Source organism: Pseudomonas sp. CDFA 610 (assembly GCF_021147865.1).
GTDB lineage: Bacteria > Pseudomonadota > Gammaproteobacteria > Pseudomonadales > Pseudomonadaceae > Aquipseudomonas > Aquipseudomonas alliivorans.
In genome coordinates this window covers 462,326-484,051 of sequence record NZ_JAGTPM010000003.1, presented here as the reverse complement: position 1 = coordinate 484,051, position 21,726 = coordinate 462,326, and the positions used below count along the sequence as shown (strand labels likewise).

Below are 21,726 nucleotides of genomic sequence, written 5' to 3'. Positions count from 1 at the left end.
GTCGAGAGACATAAATCCGGTGTTGTGGACGCTGACACACGAGGCACTGTTCTACGCAGTTGCTGCGGTGCTGTTCATGGTCAATATCCGAAACACATCACTCGTCTTGGCGACTTCGTTAGTGCTCTACGCCATTTCCTGGCGTTGGGTGCCGTCGATTATTTCAAGTTTTCCTAGGTCTTCTACGCCATTGCATTGGGTATTTTCATTGCGGAAGGCGGTCACGGCAGGCGCGTGTGGATTTGTCTGATTACTGTCGTGCTGTCTGTTTATCCTTTCGTGGATGACAGCTTCAGTGAGTACATGCCGACGTTGATTGGCGTGGCCCTGATCCTTGTCTTTCTATCACTTTCAGTTGATAAAAAGTGCGGCAGGCTGACCAGTGTGCTTATGTCGCCAACTGTCTTTTTAGGTGTTGTTTCCTATGGTCTTTACATTTGGCATCGTCAAGTGATTAACATCATGGAATACCACATCGGCTTCTTTGGTCGCGTTGTGCCTGGCTGGGCTGAATACCAGATCATCCGAGCCGTGGTAACGGTATCAATTTGCGTTGCCATTGCTTGGCTTTCTTACGTGATGATCGAAAAACCATCAATGGGCAGACTGAGAGAGGCGGTTGAAAGGAGGGCGGGCCTTGCCCCGGTAATCGCTCATTAAGCATGCTTATCGCAGAGTTTCCTGCGCTTCAGGTTGCGTGCGAAGGACCTCAAGCCTTCGCGGTCAAGGCTGACTTTATTTGACAGAGCCGCTGCGTTTGCAATGAGTCGCAGGCGCCTTGACTGCCGTCTGTCAGTTTCCGTTCATGGCGTTTTGCGAACCGTTCTGTGCTCGGTGACTGACCCTTGCGAGATTGCGCTGCCAAGCAATGTTTTTCATGAAAAAACTGACATGCATCAAGTCAGCCTCCAACGCACTGAAACACCGAAATAGTGTCCGGTATTCTTACATTTTCGGTAGAATACGCGGCTCAGGAGGCGAGACGTTAAAGGGGTTGACGCACGACCCAGGCAACTGGGTGCGCGTGTGTCGAATGTGCAGGCTGCACTGGAGAAGGGGCAAGTAAAGGGCTGCCACGGCCTGTCAGGGGCGATGTTTTTGCCCATGCCACTTTGGCCTTTCGACCCTTGAGCCTGCACCCTTTCATGTTGTGAATGCTTGATCGTGTTGTTGGATACCTCATTGTTGAAGTGCAAAAGTAGGAGCGCGGCTAGGGATGAATAGTTTTTCAGGTGACCGGCCATTGGTAATTGGGTGGTGTGTAGCGTCGTTGTCGCTCAATGTAGCCAGTGTCAGATACAGAGCCGTATTGCCTATTGTCGCCTTGGAATACTCTGGCCACACATGTGAAATCTTTACTCACGCCAGCGTGGTCGACCTGACAAAGCTTGATGTGCTTGTCGTCGTCAAAGACTTTTCCGTGGAAACCTACGGAATGGTCCAGAAAGCTCACGCCCTCAACATCCCGGTCGTGCTTGATCTGTGTGACAACATTTTTGTCACAGGGTACGGCAAGAATTCTGCCAGTCTTCCGCGCGACATGTTTCTGGGCATGGCGAAATATGCCAGTGCCATAGTCACCACGACCAAACCCTTGGCGCAGATCATCTCCCGCCATGTCGAGCATGTCAGGGTCGAGGTGATTCCGGATGGCGTTATTTCGGGTGACACCAACAAGAAGCTTGATCAAAGATTGCTTGCTGCGCAGGGGGCTACCAAACCTCCCAAGGCTATTGATGTAAAGATTCAGGCTGAAAAGGTCAAAAACCTCGCTAATTCCTATAAGGCTGTTTCCGTCCCAGGTTTGCTCGTTCGCATTTCCAAGCGCTGGCGTACGCTTCTGACCATGGGCTTTTGGAAGCGTCGCGGCGTGAGAGTGCTTTCCTCTCTGGAAATGAATGCGCGTATCGTTCTCGCCAAGTACAGAAAGTCAGTTGCGAGAGCCGCTCCCGTCACTGCGTCCAAGCCCAGTTCAAACGTGGCGAGCCTGCTTTGGTTTGGCAACCACGGCGCCACTTATGCCGACTTCGGCATGCTGGATCTACTGCAGATTCGCGAGGCGCTTGAGGCGATTGCTCTGGAGTACCCGGTCGAGCTGGTCGTGGTCAGCAACCATCAGAAGAAGTACGAAGCGTTTATTCAGCCGTTTGCCATTCCGTCTCGTTACGTTGAGTGGACAATCCAGGCTGTCGAGCATGAAATGGCGAAAGCCAAGGTCGTGCTGATCCCTAACTCGCGAGACGAGTTCAGTATCTGCAAGTCAGCCAATCGTTCGGTTCACGCATTGACCCGCAACCTTCCAGTAATAGCAACAGCCACACCCAGCCTTGAGCCGCTTAAAGGCGGCATTGCAGTCGATGATTTTCTTGCAGGTTTGCGACGCTACCTGTCTGATGAGAAAAACATTCGCGCCGATGTGAAGAAAGGCAAGAAGCTCGCAGAAACGTTTTTCAGTCCGCCCGTTATCAGCCAATCGTGGGTCAGTACGTTCCGTGGTGCATTGACCGATGCCAGGAAAAGTGTGAGCGCGCCGATAGTCGTCTTCGTACTGCATCTGATTCAGGACCTTGATGTAATTCTTCCGATCATCAAGGAAGCGCAGAAGCGGTCAATCCCGTTTGAGGTCTGGTGCAGCACATCGTTGCTGAAAAAATCGCCTAGGGTGCTCACCACCCTTCATGGCATGGATGTTTCTCCTATCGCACTGATGGACAAAGGCATCTCCGGGAGCCCGCCATTCAATCCTGCGACAAAGGCACTGCTCACTGTGGCAGAAACCAACCTCGGTCCTCATGCGTTTACCCGCTGGCTGACCGAGGGTGCCAACGAAGTCGGCATCATGACGGCGACGACGCAGCATGGTCTGGAAAACGTGGGTCTGACCTACAGCGACGAGATTCACCACATCCAGAAGATCAATTTCGCTGCGCAGAAGATCTACCTATGGGGCGAGCTTTCCTCGCTGCACCCCGAGATAAATCCTGCCACGCAGTCAAAGTGTATTGCCATCGGGTGCCCAAAGCCCGTATCGGACGCGACAGTCAATCTGGATCACCTGATCAAAAGGGACACCACCGTAATAGGCGTATTTGAAAACCTGCATTGGCACCGGTACAGCGATGCCTACAGAGAGTTTTTCCTCGAGGGTGTTCTTTCGCTGACAGAGCGCTTCCCGGAGATCATCTTTTTAATTAAGCCCCATCATGCGGGCATGTGGCTGACCAAGCGCTATAAAGGCGATCAGCCCGTCGCGGCAAACCTGGTCATTGCAAACCCGGAAGCTCCCGAGTGGCAAATGTACACCGCCGATCAGTTGCTTGGCAGGATGGCTGCTGTCATCACATCACCATCCACCGTTGCTCTCGACGCTGCGCGCAGGAATCTGAGTGTCGCTGTGGTTGCACATGATCTGGACGTTGACCTCTACAAGCCACTTACAGAGATCCGCACGACCGGGGATTGGGGAGATTTCGTCGCGCAAGCGCTTGGCGCAACCGAGCCCGAGACACTGTCGAGTGCATTCGTGGAGCGTACGATCATCAGTGGTCCTACTGCAGCCAGAATTCTGGATGACTTGCTACCGGTCCAGTGAATTCTGAAGGATCGTTCTGATTTCAAATGGAGCGACCTGCTGCCTGTTTCACTCGAGAGGCCTGTCGCAAAGGTGAACACAAACGTTATTTCAAAATTACAGATGGGTTGAAGCTTGGCGGTATCAGGTACGCTTGCGTTACTATCCGGGCCGCGAAAAGCCCGAACGGGTTACGGCTCCCAGTCATCGGAGAGCGATTGTATCGTCAGATGAGCAAGGCAACCCCCGAACACAGCAATGTGAAGAATCAAGGAGAAATTGCATGACCACCGATGATGAAGTTATTCGGGTTTTCGTAGGCGTTGACCGATCACAGATGCTTGCTGTGCCGGTTCTGGAACACTCGATCAAAAGGCACACCACAGCCAGGGTCGAAGTCATTCCCATGCTTGATCTGCCCGTACCTGAGCCCAAAGACCCGAGAAACGGGCAGCGCACGGGTTTCTCGTTCAGCAGGTTCTGCATTCCGAAGCTGGCAGGTTATAAAGGCAAAGCTATTTATATGGACGCCGACATGCTGGTGATGCGCGATATCAGGGAGCTGTGGAACATTCCTTTCGATGGCGCGAAGATCATCATTCAGAAAGAGGTCAAGCACACCGAAGAGAGCCTTCAGAAAGTAGGGGCGCCCAAGACACGCAAGAAGCAGTGTGCAGTTATGCTGCTGGATTGCGGAAGGTTGGACTGGGAGGTGGAAACGATTATCCAGGGCATGGACGACGGTCTGTACGATTACGATCAACTTATGTCCGAACTGGTCATTTTGGATGAGAGCGACGTCAAGTATGGTGTGCCGTTCGAGTGGAACAGCCTGGAACACTGGGACAAAGACACCTGCCTGATTCATTACACTGACGTTTACACGCAGCCATGGTCCTCTTGCGGCAACAAGAACGCATGGGTCTGGTTCCGCGAGGTTCGCAAAATGCTCGCAAACGGGTCGCTGAGCAAAAAGGCGATCGAGGAAGACATACAACTTGGCTATTTGCGACCGTCCTTGTTGAAAGATATCAAATACCGTCACTTGATCCCGAGCTTCCTGCACGCTGCATGGGATAAAAAGAACGCCGCATTTGACAAGCTTTCCGGTTATATACCCCACAAAGAGGTTTATGCTGCAAAGCGGGCCAGGCAGAAGGTGATCAAAGAGTATGAAGCTCAGTTGAAAGCGCACGCTACCATGAACGATGTCGTTAAAGATAAGGTTGGAAACTGATGTTGGCCTTTATTAAAGGGCTTTTCAGCTCAACAAAAAAAGTTACCGATTTGCCGACGCCTGAAAAGCCAAGAATTCTGGTATTTACCGAGAATTTGAACGCGACCTATTTCATCAGTTTCGATATCCCTTTTAAGGTTCTTCGTAGTGAGGGCGCTCTCGAGTTTGAAGTCGTAACTCAGCTTCGCGTTGGAAAAAAAGGTACGCCCGCATGGGAAAAATTCTACAACGGCTTTAATCCTAATCTCGTGATCATGACGCGCTATGGCTTACCCCATGGTAGAGAGATTCTTGAGTACTTTAAAGAGAGGGAGATTCCTGTTATTTACCACATTGACGACAATCTTCTTGAGATTCCGTCGTCTTTGGGCGCTGCCATTCAGATGGCTCATGGGGCCGTTGAGGTTATTGACGAGCGGCGTTATCTGCTCGAGCATTGCGATCTTATATACGCTTCCACATCTTATCTGGCGCAACATCTGCAATCTGTTTTTCCATCGCAAAAGATATTTTCTGGCATGTATGCACCTTACATGGCCAGCCACATCACCAAAATTGAAAAAAAGCGAAGCAGCTCGCAAACAATCGGCTATATGGGGTCGAAGGGGCATCAAGAAGATTTGGAGTTGGTGGTTCCTACACTCATCAGGTTGATGGACGATAACCCGACTCTACGGTTTGAGGTGTTTGGCAGCATCAAGATGCCTGACAGTCTTATTCGCTTTGGTAACAGGGTAAAGTCTCATCAGGTCAATAAAGGCTATGTTCAGTTTTTGAATACGCTGGCCGATTTGAACTGGGATGTCGGTCTTGCTCCATTGGTGAACGAGAAATTCAATTTATGCAAGGCACCTACTAAGTTTATCGAGTACACCGCTGCCGGGATACCAGTAGTTGCGTCCGACATTTTGGTGTATAGCCAAGTTATTCCAGAGGGTGGTGGTATGCTGGTTCAAGGTGATTGGCATACCGCGATCACCGATTTGCTTAACGATCAGACGTTAAGAGAGTCGATGGTTGAAACTGCACACTTGTTCTGCGCCTACAATTTCTCTGAAAAGCAATTGCAAGCCCAGCTCAAGAACCTGTTAGGCATGGTCGTGCGATAGACCGCCTCTGTCGCTCCTCGCGAACGTAAATCCAAAAACAAAGGAACCCGAAGCGAATGCTATTCAACTCTATGGAGTACATAGTGCTGTTGATGGCCACCCTGGCCTGCTACTGGCTATGCCCTTGGTTGCGGGGGCGGCAGTGGGTCGTGCTGATCGGCAGTCTCTATTTTTATTGCAGCTGGAGCAACGTATTCGGGCTGATGCTCGCGGGCGTCATTGCTGTCAACTGGTTGATTGCAGGTCGCATTGCTCAGACGCGAGAGCGATATTGGCTGGTGTTGGCGTGTGTCGGCAACCTGCTGCTGCTGTGTTATTTCAAGTACATGAACTTCTTTCTTGAGAACATCCAGGCCATCGGTGAACTCTATGATCCCAATTATGAAATAGGGCTGCTCAAGATCATTCTGCCGTTGGGTATCTCGTTCTATGTGTTTGAACTGATCTCTTACCATGTGGATGTCTACAAAGGTAAGTTCGAGCACGAAAGGGACCCTGCCGTATTTGCGATCTTTGTGTTGTTTTTCCCTCACCTGATCGCCGGCCCGATTTGCAGGGCTGCTCAATTCATGCCGCAAATAAAGATCAAGCAAGTATTTGACCTGAGTCACGTATATAACGGCATTTATTATTTTATCGCCGGCCTGGCGTTGAAGTGCGGGGTTGCTGACGGACTGGCACCCTTTGTCAATATTGTTTTCAAGGCGCCCGACCACTACTCCGGTTTCGATAACCTGATGGCCGTCATCGGCTTTGGTGTTCAGATCCTGTGCGATTTCTGGGGCTATTCCCTGATGGCGCTGGGTGCGGCGCTGATGTTTGGTTACGTACTCCCTTATAACTTCAATGCGCCTTACTCTTCACTTTCCATCAAAGAGTTCTGGCGGCGGTGGCACATTACGCTGAGCAACTGGCTTCGCGATTATTTGTATATTGCGCTGGGTGGCTCCCGCACATCTGCTGCGTGGAAGACACAAAGGAACCTATTTTTGACCATGCTGTTAGGTGGTCTTTGGCACGGTGCCAGCTGGAATTTTATCATCTGGGGCGGGCTGCACGGCGCAGCACTAGTGATTCAGCGATCCTTCGAAAATGTCCATCCTGGTGCGCTGATCAAAAAAATCGTAGGCCTTCCCGGCGTAGCCTGGTTCCTCACCATGTTTGTGGTTTTCTTTGCGTGGATCTTTTTCCGGGCGAGCGACACACATTCGGCCTTCACGATCATCGCAAAAGTTTTGACGTTTGACGCCACGTGGGCGCAGACGAAGATTGCTCCGTTGTTCTTTGAGTTGTTGCTTCTGTACCTGCCATTGCAATGGTTGGTGCACAAAACAACCTACCAGTCGGACATTACGAATTTTCGAGCCGTGTGTGCCGCTATCACCTTTACAGCGCTGGCGCTTTTTTCCTTCATTTATTATGTAGACGGCAATGACTTCATATACTTTCAATTCTAAGAGCGCCAAACTGACGCGTCAGAAGTGGATCAAGCTGTATGCGTTGACCTGCACGTTCCTTGGAGCGGGATTTTTGTTGACCGAGGTTGCCGTTCGATACCATGAGGGCTCCTCGGTCGCCAGCACTCAGTCGGTTTCGCGTTTGATGGAGCTATTGCCTGACTCGGAAATATCCGGAAGGGAAGTGGGCAACCAGATGCTGGCTCAGAATGTGGCTCTGTTCAGCAAAAACGATGCCCCTCAGACGATCACCACAGGGTACGTGGGAACATCAAGGAGCAAGATCCTGCAGCCCAGTCATCTAGGATTTGACGGTACGGTGGTGGGTGCGGGTAATACGTATAATGAAATTACTTACGGTTTGATTCTTCAGGCGGAAATTCTGCGTCTCAGGTTTCCCAACTTGAAAACCGTTTATGTCGAGTCCTCCCTGTTGCTACGGAGGCCGGATCGTCTCATTGTCGAGCCTGATCATCTTAAGTACCTACCTTTATTGAGTTCGTTAGAGCCGTTGTGCGCTGGCATTCAGATAGTTGCTCGCTGCAAACCTGTTTTTTCGAGCGTTGATGGTTTGCGTGACAAGCACGCGTTCAGTTGGAAGCCGGAGATCCCTCAATATAGGAGCACGCTGCGGCTGTCCAATTTATTACCAGGGGCAGCCAAGGCCATTCACGCAGGTGAAGATCCTCTTCTACTTGGTTTGAACACTCGGGGTGAGCGTAAAGATACGTTTGGACGCGTGACTTCTCCGGACCGAATGCTCCCTGAAATAAAGAATGAGCACGTCAAGGTTCAGCGCTTGAGAGACATTCCTAGTTGGGCGCCGTGGGACGGGCTGTTCGACATGTTTGCGCTGTGGGGGAAAGCACACGGTATTCAGATCGTTTTGTTCCAACCGCCGGTGCGTTCAGATCTTTACGCTTTTCAGAAACAATCTGGTTTAGATCAGCATGTAAATGACTTGAAAAGAGTATCAAGTGAGTACAAAATTCCGTTCATTGATCTTAATAAGCCAGAAGCCGGGCTTATGCAAGACTGGCCACTGTTTAGTGACGAAGACCATCTCGGTACTTGTAAGGGAAGCAGCTTGTTAATGCTTGCTCTCGATAAGGGTGCTTCTGATTTTCGCGCGAGTGGCGTACTGGAACCCTCGATAGATGTCAATAAACTAAATGAGCAAATGGCTCGTTTAAAACTTTGTCAAGGGAACTGAAACCCTACTTTGTTGTCAGATGGCATCAATGTGTCTACCTCGTCGATGATGTGAATGCATCATCGCGTAGGCACTCAGATGTGGAAGGAAAACGCTAGCATGATAGATCGAAAATTACAGTGGTTCGCCCCACCGTCCCTTACAGGCCAGGAGGCAGTTCTACTTTTTTCGGCGTGCGATATGGGATATCTGGAGTACGCGATCTCCCTGATATTAAGCGTTGACATGTTTTCCCCTGGGCAGACCTTCGTGCTTCACCTGATAAACCCTTCTCAGGAAGGATTCGATCAGTTTGAAAAAACACTTTGCCAACTGGAAAATACGAGGGTTTTTCTTTCCTACGAAACGACAGATCTCTCGAGTCTTACAGTCGATCAGCAAAGGGCCTACTTCGCCAGTGCCCGTTTCCTACAGCTAAAGAATCTACTGTCGGATTATTCGACGCCTGTTTTTAGCATTGATGCAGACTCACTGGTTGTTAACCCTTTTGATCTGGACTTCTCTGACAAGGCGGATGCACAGGTTATTCTTATTCGTCGTGACCGTGACTTGGCGCCCGGTCGTCCAGAACACCTTGCCGTAGCGACCGGATCTATATGGTTAGCTCCTGCCGAGAGTGTGATCAGCTTTTTGCAACAAGTTGCTGACGATATAGATGAAGCGTTCGTTCGTGGGAAACTGGCCTGGTTCATTGATCAGAAGGTTTTTTATCGTCGAATGAAGGACGCGCTGGCACATACACATTTTTATAATATCAAGTCCAAGTACGCTGATTGGCAGTTCCGCGACAAAAGTATCCTGTGGGCAGGGAAGGGGGGGCTCAAGCTGTATGACTTGAGGTTTTTTATCCTGCAAAATCTGCTTTCCTATGACGATGCCAAGCGTTCCATGGCGCAGAAACTGGTCGGTACTTATTTTTTACCTCAGGATTCGCTGTTTAGTGAATGGATGCAGCGACGCATCAGCTCGGCAGTCGAGAAAAGTCTGGAGATGAAAGCTGCCCCGCTGCCCCGTAACGGGCGTGTCGCTTTTTATCTTCCACGCCTTGATTTGCCTTGGAAGCAGCTTGCCGGCGAAGTCCGTGCCGCTCCCCGAATCAGCGAAGATGTCATCGATTTGCGGCTGCAGTGGAAGCGTTTCGCATTGTTGATGGCCAACGCGCTTGAGCGCAAAGGGCTACAGGTTGATATTTACGAGTTGCCTAATTGGGAGATCGACCGGCCCCGGATTGATAGTGACAATTCATCGATGGCTTTTGTACCACATCGGTGCATGCATAACTTTGGTCCTGGCAGCACCGATGTTCTTTTCTACATGCAAGAGTTCTTCCGCTGGGTGTTCGTGGTCGATCAGAAGGGCTGGAGTGCTGCGTCCAGCCAATACCCGGTTACCCTTGGTCAGCAGGCTGGCCAGGCGGGGAAAATGTTTGATCATTACCGTGGACGACTGCACAGCGGTTTGCTGGACAGCAAGTTCGCCCAGAACGACAGGTTGCCGCTGGCGCAGTTGCTCAAGGATGACCTCCTGCCTTGGGATAAAAACTGGTTTGGCAAGAAGGTGCTGAGGCCCTACCTGTTTTTCCCGTTGCAAATACCTACTGATCAGTCAATCGAGTTTTTCTCGGATGTCAGCGTCCTTGACGCTGTCGTCGCAGTGATAGCTTGGGCTCGGGAAAATGGTGTGGTTGTTGTGTTGAAACTGCATCCGGCGAATCGTAAAAGCATGATTCCATTTGAGAGCCTTGCGGATGGCGTCACGGTTTTTATCAGCAATGCCAATGTCAAGGATTTGATAGAGCACTCGCAAGCGGTTTATACCATCAACAGCGGTGTCGGGTTTGAAGCCCTTTTGCAAATTAAACCTGTCGTGACATTTGGCAGGACGGAGTACGATTGCGTAACATTCAACGCAGCCACCCATACGCTTGACGAGGCATGGGCCTACGTCACGAATAGCACTGCTGCTGACCTTGAAATCAAGTACCGGGCATTTCTGAACTGGTTTTTCGAGGGCTACAGCATTGATATGTCTGTTCCCGAGACCGCCAGAGCCCGACTTGACGCTATCGCAGCAGAGGTGGCTGAACAAATTGCCACTCATGATCTTGTCAAGGGCTGAATAATTGCATGTGGTCACAAACGGTGAATTCAGGCATCGCGCTCGCCAGGCGCAGTATATCCATACAGATAAAGCAACACGCGCTGGGCTACGCCTGGGCATTGATCACCCCAATGCTGTACGCCGCGTGCTACATCTTTATCAAGAGTCAGTTGAGCGGGGGCGGTGGGTCGCATTCTCCTGAAGGCAACTGGGACGTGCTGAGGGCATTTGCGGGCGTCACTCTTTTCCAGTGGTGGATGTCGGTCATCCAGGAGATGTCTGACTTCATGAGGAAGAACAAGGGGCTGCTGCGAGGCGTCAATGTAGGCCCCATTCCGTTTGTTCTGGCTGTGATATTTGAGGGGGGCATCGGTTTGCTCATCAGGGTGGCGTTGATACTGATAGCCATACCTGTGCTGGGGCTGTCGTTTCCTTCGCAGCTTTCTTCGTGGTTTTGGATCATGTTCTCCCTGGGAGCATTGCTCATATCCGCTGTGACCATCGGCGCCATCCTGGCCCCTTGGTCGGCGCTCTATGCTGATGTTCGCAAAGGGCTCAGCTCTGTCAGTCTGCCTGTGATTCTGATATCGCCCATCTTTTACCCGGCCCTTGAGCAGTCCTTTGGTGCTCTCTTCTGGTTGAATTGCATCAACCCACTGGCGGCTCCCTTGGCAATACTGGCTCGATCGCTACACGATCTTGGTTCTGTCTACATGCTTCCTCTGGTGATCAGCACAGCGGTGTTGATCGCTTTGCTGGTCTGGTCGCTCAATCTTCTTCATCGCCAGGTACCTATTCTTCTTGAGCGGCTGGGATAATTTATGACTGTATTGCTTGAAGTCGATAATCTGTGGAAAAAGTATTCTCGTGACCTGAAGTCGTCTGTCAAATATGCGGCGCGGGACATCTTGAGAAACGCTGTCAATATCGGCAAGTCAGAGAATGACGAGCTTCGCAGTTCTGAGTTCTGGGCGATCAGGAACATGAATTTCTCGCTTCGCCGGGGCGAAGTGCTGGGTGTGCTTGGTCACAACGGTGCCGGCAAAAGTACTCTGCTCAAGTGCATTGCCGGCAAGCTGGCCGCCGATCGTGGTCGGGTCATCAAGAACGGTGAGCTGGGCTATTTGCTGGAAATGAGCGCAGGCTTTTCGCCCACCATGACGGGGCGAGACAATGTGGCGGTGCGTGGTCGCCTGATGGGCATGACGGGTAAAGCGCTCAACGCCTATATCGCCGAAGTTAAGGACTTTTCCGAGATCGATGAGTTTTTCGACTCGCCAGTCCAGTTTTATAGTTCGGGTATGAAATCCCGACTCGGCTTCGCCGCTTCCTCTGTCATGAGCCCGGATATCCTGATCATCGATGAGGTGCTTGCTGTGGGTGACCTTTCATTCCGGCTGCGCTGCTATGAGCGCGTCAACGAGCTTGCTCGAAATGCGGCAGTCATATTTGTCTCCCACTCCATCGGCCAGGTCGCTCGTTTATGCAACCGTGGCATTTACCTCGAAAAGGGTAAGGTCGTGTACGAGGGAGGCATTCAGTCCGCGATTTCTCTGTACCAGGACAAGTTGGGCGATCAGAACGAGAAGAAGCGCGGACATGTTTTTCATCCCGAGCGTATATCTTTCAAATTGCTGGTGAATGGCATTGATTTCGTTCCTGGTGTGCCGCTGCCTTACGGGGCGAATCTCACGCTCGATATCGATGTCAGTGAGCTGCCTCGGGATGTGGTGATCAGACCGCTGTTGCGCGACGGTTCGCAGAGCGTTCTTCTTGACTGGAACTCAGTTCGGTCTGGTCTGGTCTGGCCTGCCGGATCGAGCCGTATACTTGCAGATCTAGGACGTGCCGAACTGGCACCCGGTGCATATTCCATTGCCATTGAAGTGATGAGCCCTGATGGGGTTGATCACATATCGCTTTCCGAGTCGACGCCATTCCGCGTAGCTGGGACTTATCTAAACGCTATTGCCATCCAGAAAACCGCAGATTGGCGATTTGTGGAGTGACCTCCGTTCCGGACCTGCGATGAGGCCATCGCAGGGTCTGCACTCTCCCAGGATTAAACGCATGAAGGAATCTGAAGTCCCGACCGACGTAACGACAGATAGTGTCCGCGTATTCGTGGCGGCGACTCCCGCAGAGTGGTTACCGATGAAAGTGCTGGAGTTTTCCATCTGTGAAAGCACTCGTCTTTCAGTACAGCTCTCTGCCATCTACACGCATCAGCGGCCCATTCCAGTCCCCAGAGATGCAGTCAACAAGGCCCGAACACCGTTCTCGTTCCAGCGCTTCCTCATTCCCGAGCTGTGTGAGCGTAACGGCAAGGCCATTTATATGGACGCCGACATGCAAGTGTTCCATGACATAGCAGCCTTATGGAACCGTCCGTTCGGGGAGGCTGTTCTGCAAACCGTGGGCAGTGCCGCCGGGGCGCGTCGGTCTCAGTTCAGTGTCATGCTCATGGATTGTTCCCGTCTGGGCTGGAACGTTGATGACATTGTCTGCCAGTTGGACAAGGGCGAAATCAATTATCAGGAACTCATGTACGATATGAAGCTGGCCAGCCCGATTTCGTATTCGATCCCCGAGACCTGGAACTCGCTTGAGTGCTTCATACCGGGTGAGACCTGTCTGTTGCATTACACGGACATGAATACCCAGCCTTGGGTGTCGCTGGACAATCCAAACGAAGTGCTGTGGGTTTCATGCCTTCGTCGTGCACTTGATGCCGGTTTTATTACCCTTGCCGATCTGGAGCGCGAGATCGGCCAAGGCCACGTTCGTCCTTCGCTGTTGTCTCAGATTTCCGCAGTCTCGACCGAAACCTGGAAGCCTACGCTCAGCGATATTCTTCGCGACGCACAGTTCCTTCCCCCCTTTTATTCGATCGCTGCCTCTCGCTGGGGAGCACTAAGGGTGTTCAGGTCAAGGCTGCTTCGCGCGGGACGGTTAATACTTCGGCCTTTAATGCGGCAGAAGGCGCGCCCCTGATGTTATTATCTGCGCCATCTTCACGCAGCTGCGCGACCTGTAACAGATCCTACCCCCGACGTCGTTGACGCAGGCATTGTCAAGGCCTGCAGTTTGCAAGTCGTGTCGACCCTTTCAGTTCATCAGTATTTTTTCGGAAACAAGTATATGACCAAGCGAGTACTCATTACCGGCGGTGCAGGCTTTATTGGTAGCCGACTCGTCAAGGCTCTTTTGCGCCAGGACCCAAGTCAACAAATATGGGTATTCGATAACCTGCATCCGCAAGTGCATGGCGACAACCCTGATACCCCGGCTTTTCCTGACGGTGTGCATTTCGTTCGCGGTGACGTCGCTGATGCGGCTGCATTGATTACCGTTGTTCAGCAAGCGCAGCCAGAACTTGTCTATCACTTGGCAGCAGAAACCGGGACGGGGCAGTCGTACGACGAGCCAACGCGTTACTGTGCAGTGAATGTGTTGGGTACGACCAATCTTATTGAGGCGCTTCGCGGTGTCAACACTACGCGCCGTGTAGTGCTGGCTGCTTCGCGCGCCGTTTACGGAGAAGGCGGTTACCGTGATGCTGCCGGGGTAGAGTTCGTAGGCCTGCCACGCCAGCCTCAAAGCATGACCGAGGGGGACTTCAGTGTTCCGTTGCCTAAAGCCGCCAGCTTGCCTGCTACACCCTCTGCCAGCCACTCAGGTCTGCCGCCAGCACCTGCTTCGGTCTATGCATCCACCAAGCTGATGCAGGAATATCTGCTCTGTCAGGCAGGCGAGGGCGCAGGCTGGGAGGTCACCATCCTGCGTTTCCAGAATGTGTACGGCCCTGGCCAGTCCTTGCGCAATCCTTACACTGGCGTTCTCTCCATTTTCGCGCGGCAATTGATTGCGGGTGGTCAACTGGCGATTTTCGAAGATGGCGAAATCGCGCGCGACTTCGTGTTCGTCGATGACGTGGTCGCCTCACTGGTGTGCGCCAGCCTGCATCCAGTCGAGCATGGTTCGATTATCGACATTGGCAGTGGCGAGGCCGTCACTATTCTCGACATGGCCCGTATGTTGATGCGCGCTCTGGGTGTGTCGGATGACGCTTACACCGTCACAGGTCAATTCCGGATTGGCGACATCCGTTATGCTTGCGCGGATATCTCTGCTGCTGCGGCCAGGCTTCAATGGGCACCGCAGGTCAGCATTCAGAGTGGTGTTCAGCAGCTTGCTGACTGGGCAAAGATCGAATTCAAAACAGCGACCTTGTAAGGGGCGCTTCTCTGGAAAACCTAATGAGGTTAAGCCAGGGTGCTGATCGCCAGCAGTTGATCACTATATTCAGCATTGGAGCCTTCGATCAAGCGATTATGATCATCAAGATCGAAGTGACTCCAATGTTCGGTTCGCCTGCTTCTGATTACCAATGCCTGTCGGTCGTAATTCAGTGAAAAGGCACATGTGTCTTACAAGTCGCACAGTTACACGCGACACAACGGCGTTGATGAGCACATGTGAATCTGTGCCAACGCGATAGCTATCAGGACTCAACAGATGCTGCAGGGTTAGGATTATAAAATGCTCAGTCGTATCCGGAAACTCAGGACCTCTTTGAGGTCTACGTTGGATCGTGTTTTGGGCAAGTACCCAATGCGCGGCATGTCACCGCCTCCTGAGCGTGTGCTTTTCGTCGCCAACGGGATGATACCTACCTTACAACTCAGTTTTTTCAAGCCACTGGCTTCTCTTATTGCGCAAGGTGATCTGGTAACTGACTTGCTTAGCGAACAGCAGATGAGAGAGCAGTTTGGAAAGCAAATGGCAACACCAAAAGCGCATCGGTGGATAAACAAGAAAGTCGCTCGTTTCAAACCGACCATGATGGTTTTCTGCAGGTACAGCGGCCCGCACACGGCCTATTTGGTCAGGCGTGCAAAAAGAGCAGGCATCCCTACGGTTTTTCACATTGATGATGATCTGTTGAATGTGCCAAGGGAGATCGGCGAAAAGAAATATGAAGCCCACAATCGACCTACCAGGCTTAAAGCTGTTCGCAACCTGTTAGAAAAGGCCGACGTGGTCTATTGCTCTACCGAGGCCTTGAAGCAGCGATTTGTTTCTGCTGGCTTTAATGCTCGTTTCAAGGTTGGCGGCATCTACTGCTCAGGTAAGATTCTGGCACCTGCAGTGGATCGGCCGGTAAAAAAGGTCGGTTACATGGGGTTCGATCATGCCCATGACCTGGAGATCATCGTGCCTGCGTTGATTCAGGTGCTGCGCAGAAATCCGGAGGTGATTTTCGAATTATTCGGTTCCATCCCCAAGCCGGCAGTGCTTGATGAGTTTGGTGATCGCGTCAATGTCATTCCTCCTGTTCCGGTTTATGAAGAGTTTCTTGAAAAATTCTCTTCGCTCAACTGGGATGTAGGATTTTGTCCGCTGGCCAAAACCGACTTCAACGCAGTCAAGGCCAATACCAAGTGGGTTGAATACACATCGGTAGGAACGGCAGTCGTGGCGAGCGCGGACACCATCTACGATGCCTGCTGCTCAGACGGCTGCGGCTTGCTTGCGACCACTACAGAAGAATGGATAAGCGCTGTTGAAGCATTGATCCATGACAGCCAGAAGCGTTCGACGCAGGTCGCCAGGGCGCAGATGAGGTTGGTCGCTGACTATTCAATCGAGCGGCTGGAGCACCAGGTGCTTGACGTTCTGGCCAGTGCACGAAAAACCGTATAAACATCAATTAATTTGCCCAGTTGTCGCGCCTGCTTTCTGAAGGATCAACGAAGACGAAAAAGCCCCGATTGTCGGGGCTTTTCTGTTTCTGATGCGGAGGGGCAGGGCGCTACGATAAAAATGCTGTGAGCGCCTCTGTGTGCTCTTTAGACGTTGAAACGGAAGTGCAGCACGTCACCGTCCTTGACGATGTAGTCCTTGCCCTCCAGACGCCATTTGCCCGCTTCCTTCGCGCCGCCTTCACCCTTGTACTGAATGAAATCGTCGTAGGCGATGCACTCGGCGCGGATGAATCCTTTTTCGAAGTCGGTGTGGATCACGCCTGCAGCCTGAGGTGCGGTGGCACCGACGCGGACGGTCCAGGCGCGGACTTCTTCGACACCGGCGGTGAAGTAGGTCTGCAGGTGGAGCATTTCATAGCCTGCACGAATCACGCGGTTCAGGCCGGGTTCTTCAAGGCCCAGGGCTTCGAGGAACATGTCCTTCTCTTCACCGTCATCCAGTTCGGCGATTTCCGCTTCGATCTTGTTGCAGACCGGCACCAGCATTGCGCCTTCTTCTTCGGCGATGGCACGAACCACGTCCAGCAGTGGGTTGTTCTCGAAACCGTCTTCCGCGACGTTGGCGATGTACATGACCGGCTTGGTGGTCAGCAGATGGAAACCACGGATGACGGCTTTCTCGTCATTGCTCATGGACTTCATCAGACTGCGTGCCGGCTTGCCTTCGGTGAAGTGGCTGATCAATTGCTCGAGCAGGCCTTTCTGGACCACCGCGTCCTTGTCGCCGCCCTTGGCGTTGCGAGTGACTTTCTGCAGTTGCTTTTCGCAGCTGTCGAGGTCGGCGAAGATCAGTTCGAGGTCGATGATCTCGATATCGCGCTTGGGATCGACGCTGTTGGAGACGTGAATCACGTTCTCGTCTTCGAAGCAGCGCACCACGTGAGCGATGGCGTCGGTTTCGCGAATGTTGGCCAGAAATTTGTTGCCCAGACCTTCACCCTTCGAGGCGCCGGCAACGAGGCCCGCGATGTCGACGAATTCCATGGTGGTCGGCAGGATGCGCTTGGGGTTCACGATGGCGGCCAGCGCGGCAAGGCGTGGATCCGGCATTGGCACGATGCCGCTGTTCGGTTCGATGGTGCAGAAGGGGAAGTTTTCCGCTGCAATACCGGACTTGGTCAGGGCGTTGAACAGAGTGGATTTGCCGACGTTGGGCAGGCCGACGATGCCGCAATTGAAGCCCATGGTGTTTCCCCTCGAGTGATGTCAGGCCTTCTGGCTGTGCAGGTTTTTCATCGCCCGGTTCCATTCACCGGCGAAGATATCCGGCAGCACGCCGAGGGCAAAGTCGATACTGGCGTCCAGCTTGTCCTGTTCGGCGCGCGGCGCTCGACCCAGGACAAAGCCCGACACCTTGCTGGCGTCGCCCGGGTGGCCGATGCCAAGCCGCAAGCGATGAAAAGTGTTCTGGTTACCCAGTTGCGCGATGATGTCGCGCAATCCGTTATGACCGCCATGGCCGCCGCCCACTTTGAGTTTGGCAACGCCCGGAGGCAGGTCGAGTTCGTCGTGTGCCACCAGTATCGAGTCGACCGGGATGCGATAGAAGCCGGCGAGTGCCGCCACGGCCTGGCCGCTGCGGTTCATGTACGTGGTGGGGATCAGCAGACGAACATCCTGACCCTGATGCGAGAAGCGTCCGGTCAGGCCAAAGAATTTGCGCTCGGGAACGAGGTTGACTCGTTGCGCCGCAGCTATACGCTCAACGAAAAGAGCCCCTGCGTTATGCCGGGTCTGTTCGTATTCAGCGCCTGGATTTCCCAGGCCAACGATCAGTTGTATGGCGGTCACGGCAAGGGCCCTTCCTTTGGAGTTGTGGTCAAACCGCTTGCGACAGCGGCAATGTGGACGAAAAGTGCTCATTTACCATGATGTAAACTCCGCGATTCCGCCCGCTTTGCCTGCTATCGCTCGCGATGTTTCCTGAGCAACTCCGACGCTACACAGTAATGAAATTACTCTGCGGCGCCTTCTTCTGCGTCGGTGTCTTCAGCAACAACACGTGGTGCGTGAACGTTGGCGATTGCCAGGTCAGTACCGTGTGCCAGTGCTACGAACTCAACGCCTTTAGGTGCTTTCAGCTCGGACAGGTGAACGTTCGAACCGATTTCCAGCGCGCCCAGGTCAACTTCGATGAACTCAGGCAGGTCTTTCGGCAGGCAGGTCACTTCCAGTTCAGTGGTAGTGTGCGAGATCTCGCCGCCTTTCTTGACCGGAGCTTCTTCGTTGATGAAGTGGATCGGCACGATAGCGGTCAGTTTCTGACCAGCGATAACGCGCACGAAGTCAGCGTGCATCACGTGGCCTTTGGCCGGGTGACGCTGCAGGGCCTTGATCAGAACGTTTTGCTTCTTACCAGCAACGTTCAGTTCGATAACGTGGCTGAAAGCAGCTTCGTTTTCGAGCAGTTTTGCAACTTCCTTGGCCAGCATGCTGATGGACTCAGGGGCTTTGTCGCCACCGTAGACAACAGCTGGAACCAGGCTAGCGAGACGACGCAGGCGGCGGCTCGCACCTTTCCCCAGGTCGGAACGCTGTTCAGCATTCAGAGTAAAATCGTTCATGTTGTTTCTCCAAAATAACCACATTCACAATGGCGTTTGCGACCAGCGCCAGAGCGATATGGGCAAAAAAGCCCCGCCCTGACCGAATGCCAGGGCGGGGCGCTTTTCGTCGACGAAATGCAGGCTTAGGGAGAACCCTTAGCGGAACATCGCGCTGATCGATTCTTCGTTGCTGATGCGGCGAACCGCCTCGGCGACTACCGGCGCAATATCCAGTTGGCGGATACGGCTACAGGCTTGTGCTGCAGCGGACAACGGGATGGTGTTCGTCACCACCAGTTCGTCCAGCACGGAATTTTCAATGTTTTCGATCGCCCGACCCGACAGCACAGGGTGTGTGCAGTAGGCAAAGACCTTGGCAGCGCCATGCTCTTTCAGGGCCTTGGCCGCATGGCACAGGGTGCCTGCGGTATCGACCATGTCATCGACCAGAATACAGGTACGCCCTTCGACATCACCGATGATATGCATCACTTCGGAGTGATTGGCTTTCTCGCGGCGTTTGTCGATGATCCCGAGATCGACACCCAGGGATTTGGCCACTGCACGTGCACGCACGACGCCGCCGATATCCGGGGAAACGATCATCAGGTTTTCAAAGCGCTGGTCTTCGATATCATCCACCAGAACGGGGGAGCCGTAGATGTTATCTACCGGAATATCGAAAAAACCCTGGATCTGGTCAGCATGAAGATCAACCGTGAGAACACGATCGATACCCACCACGGTCAGCATATCGGCAACGACTTTCGCGCTGATAGCCACACGTGCGGAACGCGGACGGCGATCCTGACGGGCATAACCAAAGTAGGGAATCACAGCAGTGATTCGGGACGCTGAGGAGCGGCGGAAGGCATCAGCCATCACGACGAGTTCCATCAGGTTATCGTTTGTCGGTGCGCAGGTCGGCTGAATGATGAAGACGTCTTTACCGCGGACGTTTTCATTAATCTCAGTGCTGATTTCGCCGTCGGAGAACTTACCAACAGAAACATCACCCAGTGGGATATGCAGCTGACGTACTACACGCCGAGCGAGATCGGGGTTAGCATTCCCCGTAAAGACCATCATCTTGGACACGCGCAGTACCTAGAGGCTGAGGGTAACCTGGATGAGTATAGAAAATGGCAGGGGCGGCTGGATTCGAACCAACGCATGGCAGGATCAAAACCTGCTGCCTTACCGCTTGGCGACGCCCCTGTATTGAATCAATCGAGTGCCTTGCACTCAATTCCTGCTACAGATCTTGAAGCTTACGATGCAACATCGAAATGTTACTTCCTTTCGCAACAAACCCTGTAAGGGTCTCTGTAAGAAGGGCCGAGACTTTATCAGCTTCAGCTTTGTTTGGGAAGGCCCCAAACACACAACTTCCAGTTCCGGTTAATTTTGCTTCGGTAAAATTACCTAACAAATTCAAAGCGTTACGTACTTCAGGGTAACGCCTCTCTACAACCGCTTTACAGTCATTTCGACTGTTTCCCTTGGGAACGGGGCGCACTTTAATGGGCGGCGAGTCGCGTGTCAACAACGGATCTGAAAAAATTTCTGCTGTACTTACAGCGACTTGCGGAACAAGCACCAAATACCAAGGTTCTTCAGGGTTTACGGGGGTGAGAATTTCTCCAACGCCTTCCGCGAATGCCGCGTGACCACGGACGAAAACCGGTACGTCGGCACCTAGCGTCAGACCCAGCGCTGCGAGGCGATCTTCGTCCCAGCCAAGACCCCACAAATGATTCAGACCCAGCAGGGTGGTCGCGGCGTCGGAGCTGCCGCCGCCGATGCCGCCCCCCATGGGCAGGCGTTTTTCGAGCCAGATATCCATGCCGAGCTTGCAACCTGATTGTGCCTGAAGCGCTCGAGCGGCCCGGACGATGAGATTGCTGTCGTGTGGAACGCCCGGCACGTCGGTCTGCAGACAAATCTTGCCGTCTTCGCGGATGGCGAAGCCCAGTTCGTCGCCGTGATCGAGAAACTGAAAGATCGTCTGCAACTCGTGATAGCCGTCAGGACGACGTCCCAGAATGTGCAGCATCAGGTTCAATTTTGCCGGGGCGGGCAGAACCAGTTGAGTTGTATTCATGCTCACTGCCCCAGTTTGCGAGGCTGCCAGTCCTTGATGACCAGCGTGACGTCGAGGTCCTGGCCGTGCAGTTTCACGCGCTCGGGCAACCAGTAACCGTTCTGTTCGACGTAGCTCAGGTATTCGACCTGCCAGCCGTCCTGATCAAGGCTCGCCAGGCGACTGTCGCTGCCCAGAGTGACCTGGCTTTTGCTGTCCGGCGCGGGAAGGCCGCGGACCCACCACACAAGGTGAGAAACCGGGAGCCTCCAGCCGAGCTGGTCCTGCAGAAGTTCTTCAGGCGTCTTGGCTTCGTAGCGCCCCTGATTGGCCACTTCGAGTGCAACGGCGCCGGGTCTGCCGGTCAGGCGCGCCGCGCCGCGTCCCAGCGGACCGGAAAGGCGGATATCGTAATAGTCCTGACGCTGCAGCCAGAACAGCGTGCCGCTGCCGGAATCTTTCGGCGCGCGAATGCCGACCTTGCCGTTGATCTGCCAGCCGTCGAGGCTGCTCAGTTGCTGTTTGTGTTCGCGCCATTGCGCGGAATCGCCCTTGCCCTGAACGGACTCTCGCGAGGTAAGGCCGGCGCAGCCGGCGAGCAGGGCGATGAGGCTGAATACAACTACGTGGCGCAAAAACATA

Annotated in this window: 17 protein-coding genes, 1 tRNA gene and 1 pseudogene; 12 read left to right on the top strand and 7 right to left on the bottom strand. The window is 53.1% G+C overall.

Annotation, left to right across the window (positions count from 1 at the left end; all coding sequences use genetic code 11):
• The first annotated feature begins 195 nt into the window (after positions 1 to 195).
• From KDX39_RS07715 to KDX39_RS07660, 12 genes and pseudogenes are all read left to right on the top strand, one after another.
• Positions 196 to 660 (top strand): acyltransferase family protein, encoded by a 465-nt coding sequence (locus KDX39_RS07715; protein WP_231659911.1) that lies wholly within the window; start codon positions 196 to 198, stop codon positions 658 to 660.
• Positions 661 to 1,309: 649 nt separating this feature from the next.
• Positions 1,310 to 3,592: a glycosyltransferase gene (locus KDX39_RS07710; RefSeq protein WP_231659910.1), complete on the top strand. Its 2,283-nt coding sequence runs from the start codon at positions 1,310 to 1,312 to the stop codon at positions 3,590 to 3,592.
• A gap of 262 nt (positions 3,593 to 3,854) precedes the next feature.
• On the top strand, positions 3,855 to 4,808 hold the full coding sequence (locus tag KDX39_RS07705) for a glycosyltransferase (protein WP_231659909.1): 954 nt from the start codon (positions 3,855 to 3,857) through the stop codon (positions 4,806 to 4,808).
• Entirely contained in the window at positions 4,808 to 5,917 is a 1,110-nt protein-coding gene (locus tag KDX39_RS07700) for a glycosyltransferase (protein ID WP_231659908.1), read from the top strand. The genes KDX39_RS07705 and KDX39_RS07700 overlap by 1 nt, the downstream gene beginning before the upstream one ends.
• A 92-nt stretch (positions 5,918 to 6,009) precedes the next feature.
• Positions 6,010 to 7,002 (top strand): annotated as a pseudogene (locus tag KDX39_RS07695) (MBOAT family O-acyltransferase); the annotation flags it as partial.
• Between the two features lie 346 nt (positions 7,003 to 7,348).
• Positions 7,349 to 8,587, top strand: coding sequence for a hypothetical protein (locus KDX39_RS07690; protein WP_231659906.1), 1,239 nt, complete (start codon positions 7,349 to 7,351; stop codon positions 8,585 to 8,587).
• Positions 8,588 to 8,686: 99 nt separating this feature from the next.
• A complete protein-coding gene (locus KDX39_RS07685; RefSeq protein ID WP_231659905.1) occupies positions 8,687 to 10,705 on the top strand; it encodes a capsular polysaccharide export protein, LipB/KpsS family in 2,019 nt (672 codons plus the stop codon).
• A gap of 8 nt (positions 10,706 to 10,713) precedes the next feature.
• Positions 10,714 to 11,505 (top strand): ABC transporter permease, encoded by a 792-nt coding sequence (locus KDX39_RS07680; protein WP_231659904.1) that lies wholly within the window; start codon positions 10,714 to 10,716, stop codon positions 11,503 to 11,505.
• Between the two features lie 3 nt (positions 11,506 to 11,508).
• On the top strand, positions 11,509 to 12,696 hold the full coding sequence (locus KDX39_RS07675; RefSeq protein WP_231659903.1) for an ABC transporter ATP-binding protein: 1,188 nt from the start codon (positions 11,509 to 11,511) through the stop codon (positions 12,694 to 12,696).
• A gap of 61 nt (positions 12,697 to 12,757) precedes the next feature.
• The gene (locus KDX39_RS07670) at positions 12,758 to 13,681 is read left to right on the top strand and encodes a glycosyltransferase (protein ID WP_184318454.1); all 924 of its coding nucleotides are present in this window, start codon (positions 12,758 to 12,760) and stop codon (positions 13,679 to 13,681) included.
• A gap of 147 nt (positions 13,682 to 13,828) precedes the next feature.
• On the top strand, positions 13,829 to 14,923 hold the full coding sequence (locus KDX39_RS07665; RefSeq protein ID WP_231659902.1) for an NAD-dependent epimerase/dehydratase family protein: 1,095 nt from the start codon (positions 13,829 to 13,831) through the stop codon (positions 14,921 to 14,923).
• Between the two features lie 306 nt (positions 14,924 to 15,229).
• Positions 15,230 to 16,393, top strand: coding sequence for a glycosyltransferase family protein (locus KDX39_RS07660; RefSeq protein WP_231659901.1), 1,164 nt, complete (start codon positions 15,230 to 15,232; stop codon positions 16,391 to 16,393).
• A 146-nt stretch (positions 16,394 to 16,539) separates the two neighbouring features.
• Here KDX39_RS07660 and ychF read toward each other — a convergent pair whose 3' ends face one another.
• The 7 genes from ychF to lolB all read right to left on the bottom strand — a co-directional run bounded on the left by ychF (position 16,540) and on the right by lolB (position 21,725).
• Positions 16,540 to 17,640: a redox-regulated ATPase YchF gene (gene ychF / locus KDX39_RS07655; protein ID WP_210043499.1), complete on the bottom strand. Its 1,101-nt coding sequence runs from the start codon at positions 17,638 to 17,640 to the stop codon at positions 16,540 to 16,542.
• 21 nt (positions 17,641 to 17,661) lie between these two features.
• On the bottom strand, positions 17,662 to 18,246 hold the full coding sequence (gene pth / locus KDX39_RS07650; protein ID WP_099226971.1) for an aminoacyl-tRNA hydrolase: 585 nt from the start codon (positions 18,244 to 18,246) through the stop codon (positions 17,662 to 17,664).
• Positions 18,247 to 18,410: 164 nt separating this feature from the next.
• On the bottom strand, positions 18,411 to 19,019 hold the full coding sequence (locus tag KDX39_RS07645) for a 50S ribosomal protein L25/general stress protein Ctc (protein WP_099226970.1): 609 nt from the start codon (positions 19,017 to 19,019) through the stop codon (positions 18,411 to 18,413).
• Positions 19,020 to 19,157: 138 nt separating this feature from the next.
• Positions 19,158 to 20,099 carry a ribose-phosphate pyrophosphokinase gene (locus tag KDX39_RS07640; protein ID WP_002552145.1) on the bottom strand — a complete coding sequence of 314 codons (942 nt, stop codon included), beginning with the start codon at positions 20,097 to 20,099 and terminating at the stop codon, positions 19,158 to 19,160.
• A 45-nt stretch (positions 20,100 to 20,144) separates the two neighbouring features.
• Positions 20,145 to 20,219 (bottom strand) — tRNA-Gln (locus KDX39_RS07635).
• A gap of 37 nt (positions 20,220 to 20,256) precedes the next feature.
• Positions 20,257 to 21,105, bottom strand: coding sequence for a 4-(cytidine 5'-diphospho)-2-C-methyl-D-erythritol kinase (ispE, locus tag KDX39_RS07630; protein WP_231659900.1), 849 nt, complete (start codon positions 21,103 to 21,105; stop codon positions 20,257 to 20,259).
• A gap of 2 nt (positions 21,106 to 21,107) precedes the next feature.
• On the bottom strand, positions 21,108 to 21,725 hold the full coding sequence (gene lolB / locus KDX39_RS07625) for a lipoprotein insertase outer membrane protein LolB (RefSeq protein ID WP_231659899.1): 618 nt from the start codon (positions 21,723 to 21,725) through the stop codon (positions 21,108 to 21,110).
• Between the last annotated feature and the right edge of the window lies 1 nt (position 21,726).

Bases quoted from the DNA above. Each gene is read 5' to 3' on its own strand.
- KDX39_RS07665 (WP_231659902.1), top strand. From the start codon at position 13,829: ATGACCAAGCGAGTACTCATTACCGGCGGTGCAGGCTTTATTGGTAGC.
- lolB (WP_231659899.1), bottom strand. From the start codon at position 21,725: ATGTTTTTGCGCCACGTAGTTGTATTCAGCCTCATCGCCCTGCTCGCC.
- KDX39_RS07670 (WP_184318454.1), top strand. From the start codon at position 12,758: ATGAAGGAATCTGAAGTCCCGACCGACGTAACGACAGATAGTGTCCGC.
- ychF (WP_210043499.1), bottom strand. From the start codon at position 17,640: ATGGGCTTCAATTGCGGCATCGTCGGCCTGCCCAACGTCGGCAAATCC.
- KDX39_RS07690 (WP_231659906.1), top strand. From the start codon at position 7,349: ATGACTTCATATACTTTCAATTCTAAGAGCGCCAAACTGACGCGTCAG.
- KDX39_RS07700 (WP_231659908.1), top strand. From the start codon at position 4,808: ATGTTGGCCTTTATTAAAGGGCTTTTCAGCTCAACAAAAAAAGTTACC.
- KDX39_RS07705 (WP_231659909.1), top strand. From the start codon at position 3,855: ATGACCACCGATGATGAAGTTATTCGGGTTTTCGTAGGCGTTGACCGA.
- ispE (WP_231659900.1), bottom strand. From the start codon at position 21,105: ATGAATACAACTCAACTGGTTCTGCCCGCCCCGGCAAAATTGAACCTG.
- KDX39_RS07675 (WP_231659903.1), top strand. From the start codon at position 11,509: ATGACTGTATTGCTTGAAGTCGATAATCTGTGGAAAAAGTATTCTCGT.
- KDX39_RS07685 (WP_231659905.1), top strand. From the start codon at position 8,687: ATGATAGATCGAAAATTACAGTGGTTCGCCCCACCGTCCCTTACAGGC.
- KDX39_RS07660 (WP_231659901.1), top strand. From the start codon at position 15,230: ATGCTCAGTCGTATCCGGAAACTCAGGACCTCTTTGAGGTCTACGTTG.
- KDX39_RS07680 (WP_231659904.1), top strand. From the start codon at position 10,714: ATGTGGTCACAAACGGTGAATTCAGGCATCGCGCTCGCCAGGCGCAGT.
- KDX39_RS07645 (WP_099226970.1), bottom strand. From the start codon at position 19,019: ATGAACGATTTTACTCTGAATGCTGAACAGCGTTCCGACCTGGGGAAA.